This window comes from Burkholderia sp. YIM B11467 (assembly GCF_052952715.1).
The window spans coordinates 1,299,981-1,315,770 of sequence record NZ_JBQVSQ010000001.1 but is presented as its reverse complement, the minus strand read 5'-3'; the positions used below and the strand labels follow the sequence as shown (position 1 = coordinate 1,315,770).

Genomic DNA, 15,790 nt, shown 5'->3' with positions numbered 1-15,790 from the left:
GACATCCCTTGTCTATTCCGCTGCTCCAGCAAGTCCGTGTCGGCGCATACATCGTGCGCCAGCACCTGTCCGGCAACAAACGCTATCCGCTCGCGCTGATGCTCGAGCCGCTGTTCCGCTGCAACCTCGCGTGCAACGGCTGCGGCAAGATCGATTATCCGGATCCGATCCTGAACCAGCGTCTGTCCATCGAGGAATGCCTGCAGGCCGTCGACGAGTGCGGCGCGCCCGTCGTGTCGATCGCCGGTGGCGAACCGCTGCTCCACAAGGAGATGCCGGAAATCGTCAAGGGCATCATGAAGCGCAAGAAGTTCGTGTACCTGTGCACGAACGCGCTGCTGATGGAAAAGAAGATGGACGACTACGAGCCGAGCCCGTATTTCGTCTGGTCGGTTCACCTCGACGGCGACCAGCAGGCGCACGATCACTCGGTGTCGCAGGAAGGCGTGTACGACAAGGCCGTCGCGGCGATCAAGGAAGCGAAGCGCCGCGGTTTCCGCGTGAACATCAACTGCACGCTGTTCAACGATGCAGTGCCCGAGCGCGTCGCGAAGTTCTTCGACACGCTGGGGCCGATCGGCGTCGACGGCATCACGGTGTCGCCGGGCTACGCATACGAGCGCGCGCCGGATCAGCAGCACTTCCTGAACCGCGACAAGACGAAGAACCTGTTCCGCGAGATCCTGAAGCGCGGCGAAGGCGGCAAGCGCTGGTCGTTCAGCCAGTCGTCGCTGTTCCTCGACTTCCTGGCCGGCAACCAGACGTACAAGTGCACGCCGTGGGGCAACCCGGCGCGTACGGTGTTCGGCTGGCAGAAGCCGTGCTACCTGGTCGGCGAAGGTTACGTGAAGACCTTCAAGGAACTGATGGAAACGACCGAGTGGGACAACTACGGCGTCGGCAACTACGAGAAGTGCGCGGACTGCATGGTCCACTGCGGCTTCGAGGCCACCGCCGTGATGGACACGATCGCGCACCCGCTGAAGGCGCTGAAAGTGAGCCGCAAGGGCATCAGGACCGACGGCGCGTTCGCACCGGACATCTCGATCGCGAAGCAGCGTCCGGCCGAGTACGTGTTCTCGCGCCACGTCGAGATCAAGCTCGAGGAAATCCAGCGCGCCGGCAAGGGCAAGCTGCAGAAGCCGGCGAAGCCGGCAACGGCCGCTTAAGCGCGTTTCGCCACGCGGGGGCCCAGCCTCCGCGCCCGCGAGCATGAATGAAGCGCCACGGAGTTCGCTCCGTGGCGCTTTTGTTTTGGGCCGTGTTTCGCCGTTGCCGTGTTGCCGCGACGGTCGTGCAATCGCCGAAGACGCGCGATTGCTCGGCCGCGCCGGTGCGGCCGGCCCTGTCTCCTCCATCCTCCCTGCGAAACCGGCGCGATGCTACGCGGCCAGCGATTCGGCTGCGTGCGGGCGCATCTTCTCCGCCGCGCCCGCCACGAGCGCCGGTTGGCCGCTCGACGCGAACGTGCAGACGTGACCCCACAGCTCGGCCAGCCGATGCCGCGTGAGCGTCGCGACACAGGTGTCGTTTGCCGCGAGCACGCGTTCGAGCACCGTGCACTCGTCGTCGCGCAGCGCCCATGCGCCGCTTTGCGCCGCGCGTGCCACGCTCGCATCGAGCGCGCGCTCCGCGTCGACGCACAGGTCGATGCTCACCTCCGGGCACACCGCATCGTCGAGCGCCAGGAACACCAGATAGACGCTGGTGCGCAAGCGCATCAGCAGCGCCTCGTTGCCGTGCTCGCCGCGCAGCGCGACGAGCGCCATGTGGCATTTCAGCGAGATGTCGCGTACATGCGCGGGCGGCAACGGCAACAGCCACTCGCGCGTCAGCGGCACGTGGCGACGGTTTTTCCGGGTGGCCTTCATGAGTCGCGCCCGCTTGCGGCGAATCGGATCTGGCAACGCATGCTCGTCTCCTGCATCAGAACGTGTTCTCGCCCTTCAGGTAGTACGCGGTCTTCACGAAGAACGCCTTGACCGGATGGCCGCCCTGCGCGTCGCGCGCGGCGCGCGCTTCCATCGCGGCCCGCTCCTCGCGCGACCGGTCAGGCGCCGGATTCCGGACACGCTCGAGCGCACGCTGCATCGCGAGCGGATAGTCCTGGTTGCCGGCCGTCGTCGCGCGATAGCCGGCACGCGTCATCTGCATCAGTTGCGCGTCGGTTTCGGCGCGCGCCGCCGACCAGCTCAGCCGCGCGGCATTCGGTGCCCAGTCGGCACCGGCCGACTGCGCAAAGCTGACGGCGGGCAGCGCAACGAGTGCGCAGGAAAGAACAGCAACGGGAACGAGGGATCGCATAGTGGCCTCCAGATGGTTGTCCCCGCATCGATCGTGGGCGTCGATGCGTTGAAACCATCGTATGTCGCGGCGCATTCCACTTGAATAGCCGATTCTGCAATTGATATTTTCGGATGTGTCATTCGGTGCGCGAGCCGCGTGATTCGCCAATCCCGCCGAACTGGAATTTCTTTATTTCATTCAACACCCTGATCGCATTTTTTCCGGCGATCCGAAGCGGCGCGCACACCGCTTTTTCAATTTCCGAAATGACGTGTTGCCTGTGCCACGCCGGCCAGTGCACCTGCCGGCGCGGCTTCCGGCGTGATATCGCGCATGCGGATATCACGGGTACGGTTACATCGGATAAATCGTTCTTCTGATACAGGACAAATCATTCGTTTCGGATTGCCGGATTGCGACACGACGCACGCGGCAAGGACGCGCGATAATCACGCATCGGCCGTTTCGCACGGCACCTCATGCATTCCCCTTTTTTATCGAGTCCTTCCATGGCTGCCCTCGACACCACCGCCATCGACAGTTGGCACGCGCACGTTTATTTCGATGCGGCCAGCCGCGACGCGGCCTGGGCGTTTCGCCAGGTCGTCGACGAACGGTTCGGCGCGGTCATCAAGCTCGGCCGCTTTCACGAACGCCCCGTCGGCCCGCATCCGGCATGGTCGTACCAGATCGCGTTCGACGCCGCGCGATTCGACGAGATCGTGCCGTGGCTCGTGCTGAACCACGGCGCGCTCGATATCTTCCTGCATCCGAATACCGGCGACGATCTGGGCGACCATCGCGACTGCGCCGTGTGGATCGGGAAGTCGTATGCGTTGAATCTCGACGCGCTGGCCGGATAAGCGACGGAGAAAACCTGTGTTCAACGACGGCGATGCAACCGCCGCCCGCGATCACTCGATGTCGTTCGCGCGCGCGTTGCCGACCATCCGTTCGAGATTCGCATTCACGCGTCCGAGCAACGCCGCGAGCTGATCGCGCTCCGCGTCGCTCAACCCGGCGAGCGCCTGTTCACTCGCACCTTCCATCACGGCCCGCCCGCTGGCGAGCCCCTTCGACGCCGAATCGGTCAGCGAAATCAGCCGGCTGCGCCGGTCGTCCGGATCGGGCACCCGCAGCACGAGACCATCGCGCTCCATCCGGTTCAGCAGCTGCGCCATGCTCGGCTGCTCGACCTGCGCGCGCCGCGCGAGCTCCGTCTGCGACAGCGCGCCCGCCTTCTTCAACGACACCAGCACCGGCAACTGGCTCACCGCGAAGCCCAGGTCGCGCAGCGGCCGGTCGACCACGCGCGTGAACAGCCGGTAAGTGATGCCGACCAGCGGCAACGGATTCGTCTTCGTGTCAGCGTCGCTCATGTTGACATTCCATAGGAGGCTATGTTTTTATATAGGCACCTATGTTATCAGATCGTGAGCGAACCATGAATACGCGCTTTCGTGTTGCCATCGTCGGGGGCGGGCCTGGCGGCCTGACGCTCGCCCGCCTGCTGACGCTGGGCGGAATCGACGCGATCGTGTACGAACGCGACGCCCACCCGCTCGAGCGCCCTCAGGGCGGCACGCTGGACCTGCACGAGGAGTCGGGCCTGCTGGCGCTCGGTCAGGCCGGCCTGACCGACGCGTTCCTGGCCGTCGCGCGCTACGAGGATCAGGGCTCGCGCCTGCTCGATCGCGCGGGCCGTGTGCTGTTCGACGACGACGGCACCGGCGGCAACCGGCCCGAGGTCGACCGGACCGCGTTGCGCGCGCTGCTGCTCGACGCATTGCCGCCGGGCTGCGTGCACTGGGGCCGCACGGTGCGCGACGTCGGCATGCTGCCCGACGGGCGGGCAATGCTGGCGTTCGAGCACGGGACGGAAGGCCCGTTCGATCTCGTGGTCGGCGCCGACGGCGCGTGGTCGCGCATCCGTCCGCTGCTGTCGCCGTATCAGCCGCAGTACAGCGGCCTCACGTTCATCGAATTCGGCATCGACGACATCGATCGGCAACATCCCGCGCTGTCGCGGCTCGTCGGCCGCGGCAAGATCGGCGTGCACGGCAACGGCAAGGCGATCATCGCGCAACGCAACGGGCACGCGCACGTGCGTGGTTATGCGATCTTTCGCGTGCCGCTCGACTGGGTCGCGCGGCGTTTCGACTTCGCGGCACCCGATGCGATGCGCGCCGCGCTGATCGCCGAATTCGACGGTTTCGCCGACACCATCCACGACCTGTTCCGCGCCAGCGGCGACCGCTTCGCCGAGCGGCCGATCTTCGCGCTGCCGGTCGGTCATTGCTGGGCGCATCGCCGCGGCGTCACGCTGATCGGCGACGCCGCCCACGTGATGTCGCCGTTCGGCGGCGAAGGCGTGAACAATGCGATGCGCGACGCGACCGAACTCGCGGCCGGCCTCATCGCCGATGCCGACCGCAACGCGGCCGTTGCCGCCTTCGAGCAGCGGATGTTCGCGCGCGTGACCGAATCGGCGCGGGAGGCCGCCGATGCCGCCGCGATCCAGCTTTCGCACGATGCCGAGGCACTGACCCTCGCGCGGTATCGCGACCTGCACGCGGCTTGAGCGGCGCGCGCCGCGCGTCGACATCGACGTTTCGGGCTGACGTGAAACGTCCCCCGGCGTCGCGCCCATACAGTGGGTTCCGTTATCGACGCTGCAGGGAACCCGCCATGACACACACCGACGCCGATGCCCGGCGCATACATGAAGGCTGGCACGCCGCCGTCGTCGCACGCGACCTCGATGCGCTGATGTCGCTGTACGCCGACGACGCGGTGCTCGAAACGCCGCTCGTCGTCGTCGCGCTACCCGCGCACGGCTCCGGCGTGCTGCGCGGCAAGGCCGCGATCGGCGAGTTCTTCGCGGCCGGCCTGCGCAATCCGGGCAACAAGCTCGGACGCTGGTACCGGACCGGATTGTTCTTCTCGAACGGCCGCCAGCTCACGTGGGAATATCCGCGCGAAACGCCGGAAGGCGATCAGGTCGATCTCGTCGAGGTGATGGATCTCCGCGACGGGCTGATCGTTCATCATCGCGTGTATTGGGGATGGGTCGGTTTTCTCGCGCTGCAGGCCGCCACGCCGGCGCCGGACCGCGCATGACGGCCGCCGTGCCGAACCGGGCCGTGGCCCGTCGCGTGCTCGCCGCGACCTGCGTGAGCTACACGCTCGTGCTGCTCGACGCGTCCATCGTCAACGTCGGGCTCACCGACATCGCGCACACGTTCGGCAGCCGCGTGGCCGGCCTGCAGTGGATCGTGAACGCGTACACGCTCGCGTTCGCCAGCCTGCTGATGACGGGCGGCACGCTCGGCGACCGGCTAGGCGACCGCACCGTCTATGTCGCGGGACTGGCCGTATTCGTCGCCGCGTCGGTACTGTGCGGCGTCGCGCCGACCCTCCCGGCGCTCGCGATCGCGCGCGCGTTGCAAGGCGTCGGCAGCGCGATGCTGGTGCCCTGCTCGCTCGCGCTGATCAACCGCGCGTTCCCCGAACCGGCCGCGCGCACGTCGGCGATCAGCATCTGGATGGGCTGCGGCGGCATCGCGATGGCGTCGGGCCCGCTGATCGGCGGCCTGCTGATCCATCTGTTCGGGTGGCGCAGCATCTTCTTCGTGAACCTGCCGCTCGGGCTCGCCGGCATCTGGCTCGGCCGCACGATCGCGCGCGCCGCCGTCGACGCATCGCGGCATTTCGACTGGAGCGGCCAGGCGGCGGGCATCGTCGCGATCGCGGCGCTGATCGGCACGCTGATCGAAGGCCCGTCGCTCGGCTGGCGCTCGGCGCCGATCGTCGGCGGGGCCGTGACGAGCCTCGCTGCGTGGATCGCATTCATCGCGATCGAAGCGCGGCGCCGCGAGCCGATGCTGCCGCTCGCGTTCTTCCGCAACCGGCTGTTCGCGGGGTCGACGTTCGTGTCGATGGTGTCGGCGTTCGTGTTCTACGGCTTGCTGTTCGTGCTCAGCCTGTTCTATCGGCAGATTCGCGGCGCGAGCCCGCTCGACACGGGGCTCGCGTTCCTGCCGATGACCGCGATGGTCGCGCTCGGCGGGCTGTGCTCGGGCCGGCTCGTGGCGCGCTTTGGCGCACGCGGCACGATGTGCGCGGCGTTCGGGCTCTATGCGGCCGGCGCGCTCGGCATGACGGCCGTGGGTGCGACAACACCTGCGTGGCTCGCCGTCGCGCCGATGCTCGCAATCGGCTTCGCATCGGGATTCATCTCGCCGGCCGCGACGTCGCCCGCGCTCGGGACCGTCGACCGGCGCCGCGCCGGCATTGCTGCGGCCGCGCTGAACGCGGCGCGGCAGAGCGGGTCGGCGCTCGGTGTGGCGATCTTCGGTGCGTGCATCGCGACGCTGCAGCCGTTTCCGGCCGCGATGCGGGCGGCGCTGGCCATGGCGACCGGATTGTCGGCACTCGCCGCGGCAATATGGTGGATCACGGCGCGGGCGACGCCGGCAACCGGCGAACCGGCTGTGCGCCTGCGGACCGCCGCGCGCCGTTAGCGCATGCTTCGGCAGACGCGCCCGTTGAACCGCGTCACGAAGTCAACGCCGCGTTCCGCTCACGCGACATACATCGCGACGCTGACGAACTGGCACAGGCTGCCGGCCAGCACGAAAAGGTGCCAGATGCCATGCCCGTGGCGGATGCGTTCGTCGTTGATGAAGAAGTAGATCCCCGCGCTGTAGATGACGCCGCCGGCGACGAGCCACGCGGTGCCCACCGGCGGCAATGCGTGGATCAGCGGGCGCACCGCGACGAGCGCCAGCCAGCCCATCAGCACGTACAGGATCATCGACAGCAGGCGCGTGCGCCGCCCGAGCGTCAGTTCCTGCACGATGCCCAGCGCGGCCAGCCCCCAGCTCACGCCGAACAGCGACCAGCCCCACGGGCCGCGCAACGTGACCAGCGTAAACGGCGTGTAGCTGCCGGCGATCAGCAGGTAGATCGCCGAATGGTCGCATTTCTGCAGGATCGCTTTCAGGCGCGGATTGCGCACGCTGTGATACAGCGTCGAGATCGCATAGAGCAGGATCAGCATCGCGCCGTACACGCTGAAGCTCACCACCTTGTAGGGATCGCCTTCGAGCGCGCCCATCGTCACGAGCGCCACGAGGCCTGCCACCGACAGCACCGCGCCGACGAGATGGGAAATGCTGTTGAAACGCTCACCGACATGCACGACGTATTCTCCTGCGGGTCCATCGGGAAAAATGAACCCTTATGATACCGGCGGCCGGAATTTGCCGTGCTGCGCGCCGGCAAACGGCGCGACGATGCGCGCCGCCCGCCCCCAAAGAAAAAGCGCCGCGAAATCCATCGCGGCGCTTCCTTATCGATCACCGAACCGTTTCACCGGCCCGGTTCAGCAACACTTTCCGGCCCCCGACCCGTACCGCGCATTCTGACGCTCGCGGAAAAATTCCTCGTACGTCATCGGCTCACGGTCCGGATGGGTCGCGCGCATGTGCGCGACGTAGGTGTCGTAGTCGGGCAGGCCGACCATCAGCCGCAACGCCTGCCCGAGGTAACGCCCCGCGTTGCGCAGGTCGCCGCCAAGATCGCTGAACATCGCGGCCTCCCCTTAACGTCCGCTGCCGAGCGCCTGCGCGGCCGGCATCGCTTCGTACGGCGTCTCGCGCACGGTCGGCTTCGACTCGCGGCGCGCACGCAGCACGGCGATCACGCCGTACACCGCGATGCTCACGACGACGAAGATGAACAGCCCGGCCAGCGCCGCATCGATGTAGTCGTTGAAGATGATCCGCTTCATCTGCGCGATCGACTTCGCCGGCGCGAGCACCTTGCCTTCGTCCACCGCGGCCTGCAGCTTCGCGGCGTGCGCGAGGAAGCTGACCTTCGGGTTCGCGTCGAAAATCTTCTGCCAGCCGGCCGTCAGCGTACAGATCAGCAGCCATGCCGTCGGCACCATCGTCACCCATGCATAACGCTCGCGCTTCATCTTGAACAGCACGACGGTGCCGAGCACCAGCGCGATCGCGGCGAGCATCTGGTTCGAGATGCCGAACAGCGGCCACAGCGTGTTGATGCCGCCGAGCGGATCGACCACGCCCTGATACAGGAAGTAGCCCCACGCGGCCACGCACAGCGCGGTGGCGACCAGGTTAGCGGGCAGCGACTCGGTGCGCTTGAGCGCCGGGTGGAACGTGCCGAGCAGATCCTGCAGCATGAAGCGGCCCGCACGCGTGCCGGCGTCGACCGCCGTCAGGATGAACAGCGCCTCGAACAGGATCGCGAAGTGATACCAGAACGCCATCATCGCTTCGCCGCCGATCACCTGATGCAGGATGTGCGCCATGCCGACGGCCAGCGTCGGCGCGCCGCCTGCGCGCGCGATGATCGTCGTTTCGCCGACGGCCTTCGCGGTCTGCGTCAGCATGTCCGGCGTCAGCACGAAGCCCCATTGCGTGACGGTGTTCGCGACGGCTTCGGGCGTCGAGCCGAGCACGGCGGCCGGCGCGTTCATCGCGAAGTAGATGCCGGGTTCGATCACGCAGGCGGCGACCAGCGCCATGATCGCGACGAACGATTCCATCAGCATCGCGCCGTAACCGATGAAGCGCGCGTTGGTTTCGTTGTCGATCAGCTTCGGCGTCGTACCCGACGAGATCAGCGCGTGGAAGCCCGACACCGCGCCGCACGCGATCGTGATGAACAGGAACGGAAACAGGTTACCGGCCCACACCGGGCCCGTGCCGTCGACGAACTTCGTCAGCGCGGGCATCTTCAGTTCCGGTGCGACGACCAGGATGCCGATCGCGAGACCGAGGATCGTGCCGATCTTCAGGAACGTCGACAGGTAGTCGCGCGGCGCGAGCAGCAGCCACACCGGCAGCACCGACGCGACGAAACCGTAGCCGATCAGGATCCACGTGAGTTGCGTGCCGCTGAACGTGAACCACGCGGCGAGCGTCGGCGACGCGGCAACGTTCTGGCCGAACGCGATCGCCGCCATCAGCCCGAAGAAGCCGATGACCGACACTTCGCCGATGCGGCCCGGACGGATGTAGCGCGTATAGACACCCATGAACAGCGCGATCGGAATCGTCGCGGCGACGGTGAACGTGCCCCACGGCGAATTGGTCAGCGCCTTCACGACGATCAGTGCGAGCACCGCGAGGATGATCACCATGATCAGGAACGCGCCGAACAGCGCGATCACGCCGGGCACCGTGCCGAGTTCCATCTTGACGAGGTCGCCGAGTGAGCGGCCGTCGCGGCGCGTCGAAATGAACAGCACGATGAAGTCCTGCACCGCACCGGCGAACACGACGCCGGCCAGGATCCACAGCATGCCGGGCGTGTAGCCCATCTGCGCGGCGAGCACGGGCCCGACGAGCGGCCCCGCGCCGGCGATCGCGGCAAAGTGATGGCCGAACAGCACGTACTTGTTGGTCGGCACGTAGTCGAGGCCGTCGTTGTACTTGACCGCCGGCGTCATCCGCAGCCCGTCGAGCTGCATCACCTTGCTGGCGATGAAACGGCTGTAGAAGCGATACGCGATCAGATACACGCAGACTGCGGCGATCACGATCCAGAGGGCACTGACGCGCTCGCCGTGCGCGAGTGCGATCGTTCCGAACGAGAACGCGCCGAGCAGCGCGACCGCGATCCAAAGCAAGGTGCTGGAAGCCCGATTCATGGCGTCTCCTGGTCTCCAATGTGTTTTAGATGGCATGCGGCGAAGTGGCCGCACACGCGTGACGTCGATGCGTCGCGCCGCGGCCTCGCTAAGGCCGGGGCGATGGGCCGTAGTATTCCGTGCGACGGGGGCGGCTTACAAGCGGATAACTACGTACGCGGGGCTACGTAGAATTACGTAGATGCACGTCGCAGACTCGTTGCACGCGCATCGTTCGGTCGCGGTTGATCGCGCCCAGCAAGCCACGTACAGTGTTCGCCTGCATCGACTCCGGAACCGCCATGCCGATCCGTTTTCAGAAGATGAACGCGAATGGCGACGACTTCGTCATCGTCGACCTGCGCGGCCAGGATCCGGAGCAAGCGCTCACGGTCGACCGCGACCTCGTGCGGCGCATGGGTGACCGGCATAACGGCATCGGCTTCAACCAGCTCGCGGCGCTGTCGGACTGCGACGATGCGGCGGCCCGCGTCGCATTCTGGAACCCGGACGGCTCGACGCTCGATACATGCGGCAGCGCGACGCGCGGCGTCGCATGGAAGCTGATGCGGGAAACCGGCGCGGCGTCGGTCGTGCTGCGCACCAACCGCGGGCGTCTGCTCTGTTCGTACGATGCACACGGGCTGATCACGGTCGAGATGGGCGCGCCGCGGGTCGGCTGGCAGGATGTGCCCGTCGCGGAAGAAGCCGACACGCTCGCTCTCCCGCTACCGGGCGCACCGGCCGCGTGCAACATGGGCAATCCGCACTGCACGTTCTTCGTCGACGATCTCGATACGATCGACATCGAGGCGCTCGGCCCGGCGATCGAAACGCATCCGCTGTTTCCGCTGAAAACCAACGTGCATTTCGTGCGGGTCGTCAGCCGCACGCATATCCGCCTGCGCATCTGGGAGCGCGGCGGCGGCGTGCCGCTGGGTTCGGGATCGTGTTCATGCGGCGCGGTGGTCAACGGCATCCGGCGCGGGCTGCTCGACGCGACGGTGCGAGTCGAATGCGACGGCGGCGACGTCACCGTTCAATGGGACGGCGCGGGCAGCGTGTTCCTGAGCGGGCCGGTCGCGTTCGGGTTCAGCGCGGTGTGGGTGGACGGGGAATGGTCGGAGACCTGATCGCCGCCAGGCGCGCGATGCGCAGCGGCATCGTCATCGATCGTCGAGGCAATGCGTTCGGCGCCATGATGCGGCGCCGGGCCTCCGACGTTCACGCAAACTCGCGGGGCCATCGACGGCCCGCGGTTCGTCAGACCCGGCGCGGCGCGCCGGGTTGCCATGCATCGGCGATCAGTGCTTGTCGTCGAGCTTCTTCGGCTTCGGTGGCGACGGCACCTTCGCGTACTGGAACGCGGGCGTTGCCTTCAGCGCATCCTTCGTCGCGCCCGGCAGGTAGATGTTGCCGTTGCGCACATCGAGCGACGCGATCGGCACCGCGACGTCATGTGCGGCCACGCCGAGGAAACCGCCGGCCGACACGATCGCCGCCGACACCGAGCCGTCCGGCGCGACGATCAGGTCGCGCACGGTGCCGACCTTCTGGTTCTGATCGTTGTAGACGGCCTTGCCGAGCACGCTCTTCTTCACGCTCCAGCCTTCGAGCAGCGCCTGCGATTGTTCGACGGTCACGCTGAGCGGCTGTGCGCCGGCGATCTGCGCGTGTGCGCTGACGCTCGATGCGAGGACGGTTGCTGCGATGAGGGTTTTGTAGAAAGGCATGCTGTGATGCGCTCCGGTGAATTGTTGTCGGTATCGGCGGTCGGCCTCGCCGCCCCCGTGCATGCGTCGCGTGCCCCGTAGCCGGCCCGCGCGCAACGCATCGCACCGGCCCATGTTAGCGCCACTCGCGCAACGCTGCATCGAACGTGCCGACGCAGCCCCCGTCATGCGGTCCGCGCGACGGCGGCATTACGGGCAGCGCAGCGAATCGCGCACCTGCGCGAATTCAGGCAGATAACGCGCGTAGTGCTCCTCGCGTGCGGTGTAGACCAGCGCACAGGTCTTCGTGTTGCCGGACGTCAGCACGGACGCCTGATGCACGATGCCGTCGCCAAGCGCCCCCTTGTGCTCGCACATCAGTGCGGGCCGGCCCGCCACCGTGCCGCTCGCGGCGTGCGACCATTCGATCTCGCTGCCGCCCTCCGTGACCGCGTCGAGCATCCCTTCGCAGAAGCTGGACAGCGTGTCGTCGCTCTTGTCGCCGATGACGAACTCGATGCCCGCCGACATCAGCCCGTATCTGAAGCGCCGGATACGGTAAGTCGCGTCGCCGGGATCCTGCGGTCGATTCGCGACCCGCCATCCGGCAGGCAAACGCAGTTCCGCCGGTGCCGGATAGTCGCGCACGAGCCGCAGGTCGTTGTCGAAGTTCAGCACGCCCGCGACGCCCAGCGCCACCAGCGCCGATGCAATCGATAACCAGACGCCGAGCAGCGTCAGCAGGCCGATTCCCGCCGCGCGCCAGTTCGAGTGCAGCGCGCCGCCCGCGGCTCGGTGGGCTGCAACAGCCGCGCCCTGCGCGTGCCGGGCATAGACGATCGTCCCCGCCAGACCGGCGATGACGACGACATGCACGAGCGCGTGCGGCACCGCCGCGGTTTCCGGCAGCTCCGCCGCGGCGTAAAGCAGCACCGACACGAGCGTGACGAGCGCCGTCGCGAGTATCTGCCGCTGCGCGAGCGCGCGGTTGCCGAGCCGCCGCGCGTTCGCCGCGAGCAGGATGCCGCCTGCAAGCGGCGAACCGAGAAAAGATGCCCAGCCCACGCCCGCCATCGTGAACAGCCTGGCCGACGGCGCCGTTGCCCTCGCGCCGGACGCAACGGGCGCATCGGGAAAAGCCGGCGCGCCGAACCTAGGATCGGTCATGTCGGCGCCGCCCCCGTCACGCGTTGCGCGAATACACGCGACGATGCCGCACCGCCTCCGCCAGCACGTCGAGCACCGGCTCCGTCTGCGTCCAGCTCAGGCATGCATCGGTGATCGACACGCCGTACTGCAGCGGCACACCCGGCTTCAGGTCCTGGCGCCCGGCTTCGAGATGGCTCTCGACCATCACGCCGACGATCCGGTGCTCGCCCTGCGACAGTTGCCGCGCGAGATCCTGCCCGACATCGATCTGCCGCTCGTGCGACTTGTTCGAGTTCGCGTGCGAGCAGTCGACCATCACCTGCTCGCGCAACCCGGCCTTGCGCAACACCGCGCAGCACGCCTCGACATGTTCGGCGTCGTAGTTCGGGCCGTTCTTGCCGCCGCGCAGGATCACGTGCGCGTCGTCGTTGCCGCGCGTCTCGAAGATCGCGGCCATCCCCATCTTCGTCATCCCCATGAACGCATGGCTCGCGGCCGCGGCGACGATCGCGTCGGATGCGACCTGCACGCCGCCGTCGGTGCCGTTCTTGAAACCGATCGGGCAGCTCAGGCCCGACGCGAGCTGGCGGTGGCTCTGGCTCTCGGTCGTGCGCGCGCCGATCGCGCCCCACGCGATCAGGTCGGCGATGTACTGCGGGCTCAGCAGGTCGAGGAACTCGGTCGAGGCCGGCAGGCCAAGCGCGTTGATGTCGAGCAGCAGTTGCCGCGCGGCGCGCAGCCCTTCGTTGATGCGGAAGCTGCCGTCGAGGCGCGGATCGTTGATGTAGCCCTTCCAGCCGACCGTCGTGCGCGGCTTCTCGAAGTAGACGCGCATCGTGATCAGCAGGTCGTCCTTCAGCGCATCGGCGGCGGCCTTCAGGCGGCGTGCGTAGTCGAGCGCCTGATCGTGATCGTGGATCGAACACGGGCCGACGACGAGCAGCAGCCGGTCGTCGCGGCCGTGCAGGATGTCGCCGATCGCGCGGCGCGTATCCTCGACGAGCGTCTGCGTGGCGGCCGGCACCGGCAGTTCGTCCAGCAGCAGCGCGGGCGAAATCAGCGGTCGCACGGCGCCGATGCGGACGTCGTCGATGCGCGTGGTGTCCTGCGTCGCGTCGGCACTGCCTACCTCGCGATCGTGGGAAGGATTGTCGAGGTTCTGCATGGTGTTTCTCCGGGGGACGTCTGGAATGATGTGCAGGCTCGATTATGGCACCCGGGAGAGACGGCAGAGGCTTGCGGCGGGGGAAGGCAGGCGGCGGCGGTCGCAGCAACGCGACCGGCGTCAAAACGCGGAATGAAAAAGGGCGACCCGCGGAGGATCGCCCGGCCATTCGCGGTGTTGCCCGTCGCGGCTAGTGCTGCGTCTCGGGCGCCAGCGAATTGCTCGGCAGGAGCGCCGTCAGCCAGCAATTGCTCGGCGCGGCCTTGCCGTTGAAGCGGTCGTAAAGCCACGGCAGCATGCCGGCCACCCACGGCACGATCGCGCCGGCATGTTCAAGCGGATATTCGGTGTACACGACCGGCACGCCGCTGGAGCAGAACTTCTGCGCAAGGGCGCGCACGTCGTAGGCCATCATCACGCCGTCGCCCACCTGGCTGCTGAACGTGCCATCCAGCGCGCCGGCCGTGCCCTGACCGATAAACATCGGGATCGTCGGCGACGCGGCCAACCCGGCATTCACCTTGTTCGCGTACGTGACATACACCGGAATGCTGTTGATGTCGTTCGCGTACTGCGGCTTGAGTAGCGTCGCCCAGTGCAGCCCCGTGTACTTCGGCAGGATGTACGCGAGCGACTGATTCTGGATGTCCTTGAACACGGCGACGCCGGTGTCGCTGAGATAGGGCGTCAGGTCGAAGTTGTAGCCGCGTGCCAGCCCGGCGAGCGCGGCCGCCGCGACGCCGCCCCACACGATGCTGCCGTCGACATAGCGCAGGTTGTGCGCGGGGTCGACCAGCACGCCGCCTTCCGCCGCGCCGACGAGCTGCTTGTTGATGTCGGGTGCATAGCTCGGCGCGAGTTGCGCGGCCCAGTTCGTCGCAATCGCGCCGCCGGAATAACCGATCATCGCGACCTTGCTCGACGGATTCAGGCCGGTCGACGGCGTGTTAAGCGCCGCGCGAATCGAATCGAGCGTCGTCATCCCGTATTCGGGGCCGGCAGCGAAGTCCGCCGTCTGCCCTTCCGTATCGGGCACGATGATGTTGTAGCCCAGCAGCAGCAGCGTCGACAGCGGAACCGATTCCGCGCTGTAGAGCAACGTGCCGATGTTGATGACCTTGGTCACGTCGCGGTCGCCGGCGATCACCTGCGACGGCTCGTCGTACGGGTTCAGCGAATCGTAGGCCGACTGGTACGAGATGGCCTGGCCGTTGCTGACCGCGCTCCGGATCACCGACGTCACGTTGACGACCGGCTGGTTCTGCGCGTTGTTGGTGCGATACAGCAACTGCTGCGCGGTGACCGCGGTCGGAATACCGGCCACGTGATAGGTGACGTTACGGGTCTTGAGCACGGTGCCCGGTGGAATCGATGCCAATGGCGTCGAACCGGTGTACGCATAGAACGGATCGGACACGGTCGGCGCGCCGGCGCTGGCCGGCGGTGCGGCGATGGCCAGCGCGGCGGACAAGGCGGCCGCGACGGTCATGAAACGTTTGGAGGACATGGGTGGGGGCCCCTGGGATAACCTGCTTTCATCGAAGGAAGTTCGGCGGTATTGCAGACCATCGTGATTGCCGCTTCAAAACCGTTTCCAAGCCATTGAATGTCTCCTGTGAATGAATAATCCGGCCTGTCCTGAATATGTCGTTTTAGTAGGACTACAAACCGGATTAATTGAAGCACAACGAGAACGCGTTCGATGGGCGTTTTCCATTGTTTGAAGGTAAACGCCTAAATCCGCCACCGCGCGATGCGGTCGCCCCGGCCGTTCGGCCGACTGTCCGCGCGCGGCCGAAGTGCCGTACGATCACG

The 15,790-nt window shown here is 66.9% G+C and carries 17 protein-coding genes; 7 read left to right on the top strand and 10 right to left on the bottom strand.

What is annotated here, in order from left to right:
* Positions 1 to 8: 8 nt before the first annotated feature.
* Positions 9 to 1,169, top strand: a complete 1,161-nt coding sequence (gene hpnH, locus ACTRWB_RS05985; RefSeq protein WP_343491228.1) for an adenosyl-hopene transferase HpnH — start codon at positions 9 to 11, stop codon at positions 1,167 to 1,169.
* Between the two features lie 213 nt (positions 1,170 to 1,382).
* Here hpnH and ACTRWB_RS05980 read toward each other — a convergent pair whose 3' ends face one another.
* Together ACTRWB_RS05980 and ACTRWB_RS05975 are read right to left on the bottom strand one after the other, a co-directional pair.
* Positions 1,383 to 1,871 (bottom strand): hypothetical protein, encoded by a 489-nt coding sequence (locus ACTRWB_RS05980; RefSeq protein ID WP_446901257.1) that lies wholly within the window; start codon positions 1,869 to 1,871, stop codon positions 1,383 to 1,385.
* Positions 1,872 to 1,926: 55 nt separating this feature from the next.
* Complete coding sequence (locus ACTRWB_RS05975; protein ID WP_446901256.1) at positions 1,927 to 2,304, bottom strand: hypothetical protein; 378 nt, start codon at positions 2,302 to 2,304, stop codon at positions 1,927 to 1,929.
* A gap of 113 nt (positions 2,305 to 2,417) precedes the next feature.
* Here ACTRWB_RS05975 and ACTRWB_RS05970 point away from each other — a divergent pair, with 113 nt between their 5' ends.
* Positions 2,418 to 2,666 (top strand): hypothetical protein, encoded by a 249-nt coding sequence (locus ACTRWB_RS05970; RefSeq protein WP_446901255.1) that lies wholly within the window; start codon positions 2,418 to 2,420, stop codon positions 2,664 to 2,666.
* Between the two features lie 129 nt (positions 2,667 to 2,795).
* On the top strand, positions 2,796 to 3,149 hold the full coding sequence (locus ACTRWB_RS05965; protein WP_446901254.1) for a DOPA 4,5-dioxygenase family protein: 354 nt from the start codon (positions 2,796 to 2,798) through the stop codon (positions 3,147 to 3,149).
* A 51-nt stretch (positions 3,150 to 3,200) separates the two neighbouring features.
* Here the strand turns inward: ACTRWB_RS05965 and ACTRWB_RS05960 are convergent, their stop codons facing one another.
* The gene (locus ACTRWB_RS05960) at positions 3,201 to 3,665 is read right to left on the bottom strand and encodes a MarR family winged helix-turn-helix transcriptional regulator (protein ID WP_446901253.1); all 465 of its coding nucleotides are present in this window, start codon (positions 3,663 to 3,665) and stop codon (positions 3,201 to 3,203) included.
* Positions 3,666 to 3,730: 65 nt separating this feature from the next.
* Between ACTRWB_RS05960 and ACTRWB_RS05955 the strand changes: the two genes are divergently transcribed.
* The 3 genes from ACTRWB_RS05955 (at position 3,731) to ACTRWB_RS05945 (ending at position 6,809) form a co-directional block, all read left to right on the top strand.
* Positions 3,731 to 4,867 (top strand): FAD-dependent oxidoreductase, encoded by a 1,137-nt coding sequence (locus ACTRWB_RS05955; protein WP_446901252.1) that lies wholly within the window; start codon positions 3,731 to 3,733, stop codon positions 4,865 to 4,867.
* 107 nt (positions 4,868 to 4,974) lie between these two features.
* A complete protein-coding gene (locus ACTRWB_RS05950) occupies positions 4,975 to 5,406 on the top strand; it encodes a nuclear transport factor 2 family protein (protein WP_446901251.1) in 432 nt (143 codons plus the stop codon).
* On the top strand, positions 5,403 to 6,809 hold the full coding sequence (locus tag ACTRWB_RS05945; protein WP_446901250.1) for an MFS transporter: 1,407 nt from the start codon (positions 5,403 to 5,405) through the stop codon (positions 6,807 to 6,809). Before ACTRWB_RS05950 ends, ACTRWB_RS05945 begins: the two co-directional genes overlap by 4 nt.
* A 59-nt stretch (positions 6,810 to 6,868) precedes the next feature.
* Here the strand turns inward: ACTRWB_RS05945 and trhA are convergent, their stop codons facing one another.
* The 3 genes from trhA to ACTRWB_RS05930 form a co-directional block, all read right to left on the bottom strand.
* Positions 6,869 to 7,489 carry a PAQR family membrane homeostasis protein TrhA gene (trhA, locus tag ACTRWB_RS05940; protein WP_129516025.1) on the bottom strand — a complete coding sequence of 207 codons (621 nt, stop codon included), beginning with the start codon at positions 7,487 to 7,489 and terminating at the stop codon, positions 6,869 to 6,871.
* Between the two features lie 183 nt (positions 7,490 to 7,672).
* Complete coding sequence (locus tag ACTRWB_RS05935) at positions 7,673 to 7,879, bottom strand: YbdD/YjiX family protein (protein WP_129516026.1); 207 nt, start codon at positions 7,877 to 7,879, stop codon at positions 7,673 to 7,675.
* A gap of 12 nt (positions 7,880 to 7,891) precedes the next feature.
* Entirely contained in the window at positions 7,892 to 9,970 is a 2,079-nt protein-coding gene (locus ACTRWB_RS05930; RefSeq protein WP_129516027.1) for a carbon starvation CstA family protein, read from the bottom strand.
* Between the two features lie 281 nt (positions 9,971 to 10,251).
* Between ACTRWB_RS05930 and dapF the strand changes: the two genes are divergently transcribed.
* Positions 10,252 to 11,082, top strand: a complete 831-nt coding sequence (gene dapF / locus ACTRWB_RS05925) for a diaminopimelate epimerase (RefSeq protein WP_446901249.1) — start codon at positions 10,252 to 10,254, stop codon at positions 11,080 to 11,082.
* Positions 11,083 to 11,253: 171 nt separating this feature from the next.
* Here the strand turns inward: dapF and ACTRWB_RS05920 are convergent, their stop codons facing one another.
* From ACTRWB_RS05920 to ACTRWB_RS05905, 4 genes are all read right to left on the bottom strand, one after another.
* Positions 11,254 to 11,682, bottom strand: a complete 429-nt coding sequence (locus ACTRWB_RS05920) for a PRC-barrel domain-containing protein (protein WP_193099578.1) — start codon at positions 11,680 to 11,682, stop codon at positions 11,254 to 11,256.
* Between the two features lie 189 nt (positions 11,683 to 11,871).
* The gene (locus tag ACTRWB_RS05915; RefSeq protein WP_446901248.1) at positions 11,872 to 12,828 is read right to left on the bottom strand and encodes a hypothetical protein; all 957 of its coding nucleotides are present in this window, start codon (positions 12,826 to 12,828) and stop codon (positions 11,872 to 11,874) included.
* Between the two features lie 16 nt (positions 12,829 to 12,844).
* Positions 12,845 to 13,975, bottom strand: a complete 1,131-nt coding sequence (locus ACTRWB_RS05910; protein ID WP_048246135.1) for a 3-deoxy-7-phosphoheptulonate synthase — start codon at positions 13,973 to 13,975, stop codon at positions 12,845 to 12,847.
* A 190-nt stretch (positions 13,976 to 14,165) separates the two neighbouring features.
* On the bottom strand, positions 14,166 to 15,482 hold the full coding sequence (locus tag ACTRWB_RS05905; RefSeq protein ID WP_446901247.1) for a lipase family protein: 1,317 nt from the start codon (positions 15,480 to 15,482) through the stop codon (positions 14,166 to 14,168).
* Positions 15,483 to 15,790: the final 308 nt, after the last annotated feature.